The organism is Curtobacterium flaccumfaciens (assembly GCF_051548005.1).
Lineage (GTDB): Bacteria > Actinomycetota > Actinomycetes > Actinomycetales > Microbacteriaceae > Curtobacterium.
On the sequence record NZ_JBPUGH010000253.1, the window covers coordinates 1 to 1,954 of the forward strand.

Below are 1,954 nucleotides of genomic sequence, written 5' to 3' on the forward strand. Positions count from 1 at the left end.
CCACGTCCTCGTCGGTCTCGTGGAACAGGGAGCGCCGCTCGGCGTGCCCGATCTCGACGAGGTCGACACCGATCTCACGCAGCTCGGCGCCGGAGACCTCGCCCGTGAACGCGCCCTCGTCGGCCCAGGACAGGTCCTGCGCACCGAGCAGCACCGGCGACCCGTCCAGCAGCGACCGCACCGGGACGAGCGCCGGGAACGTCGGGACCACGAACAGCTCGACCGCACCCGACCGGACCGCGGGGTGGGTGCGCGCGGTCGCCACGACCGCGGCCGTCCACTCCAGGGTCCGGGAGTGCGAGAAGTACGTCTTCAGCGACACCCCGACGAGCGTCACGGTGCGTCGGTCCCGACCGGGGCGGATCCGTCGTACTCGCAGATCGCGGCGACCTTCTCGGCGCTCGCGCTCGAGGTGTCGAAGGTGTAGCCGAGCCACTCCTTCGCCATGCGTCGCGCGACCTCGACGCCGACGACCCGCTGGCCCATGCAGAGGACCTGCGCGTCGTTCGACAGGATCGAGCGCTCGACGCTGAAGGAGTCGTGTGCCGTGACGGCGCGGATGCCGGGGACCTTGTTGGCGGCGATCGCGACCCCGAGCCCGGTGCCGCAGATCAGGATGGCCCGGTCGGCCTCGCCGTTCGCGACCATGCGTGCGGCGTCGACGGCGATGTGCGGGTAGGCGGTGTTCCCGTCCGCGTCCACACCGACGTCGACCACGGAGGCGACGCGGGAGTCGGCCTCGAGGTCGCGCTTGATGGTCTCCTTGTAGTCGAAGCCGGCGTCGTCGGAGCCGACGACGAGACGGAACTGCTGCGCGGGCTGCTCGGTGTCAGGCATGCTGCTCTTCCTTCTGCGGGGTGAGGGTCTCGAGGACCGCTGCGGTGATGAGGGCGAACGAGATCGCGCCGGCGTCCGGGGTGCCGACCGCGTCCTCGCCGTGTGTGCGAGCGCGGCCCTTGCGCGGGAGGAGGTCGGCGGTCGCGCTGGCGGCCGCGGTGGCCGCTGCCGAGGCGGCCGACCAGGCGGTGACGAGGTCGTCCCCCGCCCGGACCCGCACGGACAGCACGTCGTCGAACGGGACGAGGGCGTCGACCATCGTCTTGTCGCCGACGACGGCGCCGAAGGCGAGGACCGCCTCGGCGGCGGCGTGCACCGCGTCCGCGACCGTGACCGGTGACGGCCGCGACGCGTCCCCGACGACGCGACCCAGTGCCTCCAGGGCGGCTCCCCAGATCGCACCGGACGTCCCGCCGGCCCTGTCGGACCAGGCGTCCCCAGCGATCGCGAGGACGCTGCCAGCGCCCGCGCCGCGCTCGACGGCGTCGCTCGCGGCGGCGGCGGCCGCGGTGGAGCCGCGCTGCATGCCGATGCCGTGGTCACCGTCGCCCGCGACGGCGTCGATGCGACCGAGTTCGTCGACGTGGTCGTCGACCGTCGCCCGGATCGCGTCGATCGCGCGGGCCACGACCCGTGCGGAGTGACGGGACTCCTCGGAGCCGACGGTGACCGGGGCCACGGCGCCCGCGAGCAGCTCCTGCTCGGACACCGGCTCGGCGGGCACGGCCCCGCCCTTCCGGTACGCGGGGCTGTCGGCGGGCGCTGCCCAGAGGTCTTCGAGTTCGTCGTCGAGCCAGAGGAGGGTCAGCGAGACGCCGGCCATGTCGAAGCTCGTGACGAGTTCGCCGACCTCGGGCTCGACGACGACCGCTCCTGCTGCATCGAGCAGCCGGACGACGCTGCCGAAGACGACGAACAGTTCCTCGTACTTGACGCTGCCGAGGCCGTTGAGGATCGGCACGACCCGGGCTCCGGCCGGCACGACGCCGGTCGGGAGCTCGGTGAGCAGGCGGTCGACGAGGAGCTCCGCGAGACCTGCCGCGCTCGGGACGTCCGCCTCCGCGATGCCCCGCTCGCCGTGGATGCCCATGCCGATCGCCATCCGGCCCTCCGGGAC

3 protein-coding genes are annotated in these 1,954 nt (G+C 73.4%); all 3 read right to left on the reverse strand.

Features of this window, described 5'->3' with window-relative positions; genetic code table 11:
• A partial coding sequence (locus ACSW7Y_RS17075; RefSeq protein ID WP_438127416.1) for a triose-phosphate isomerase occupies positions 1–337 on the reverse strand: 337 nt, incomplete at its 3' end.
• Positions 334–837 (reverse strand): ribose-5-phosphate isomerase, encoded by a 504-nt coding sequence (locus ACSW7Y_RS17080; RefSeq protein WP_438127417.1) that lies wholly within the window; start codon positions 835–837, stop codon positions 334–336. The genes ACSW7Y_RS17080 and ACSW7Y_RS17075, both read right to left, overlap by 4 nt.
• Positions 830–1,954, reverse strand: a 1,125-nt coding sequence (locus ACSW7Y_RS17085; RefSeq protein ID WP_438127418.1) for a DAK2 domain-containing protein, incomplete at its 5' end; no start/stop codon positions are given. The genes ACSW7Y_RS17080 and ACSW7Y_RS17085, both read right to left, overlap by 8 nt.

Bases quoted from the DNA above. Each gene is read 5' to 3' on its own strand.
- ACSW7Y_RS17080 (WP_438127417.1), bottom strand. From the start codon at position 837: ATGCCTGACACCGAGCAGCCCGCGCAGCAGTTCCGTCTCGTCGTCGGC.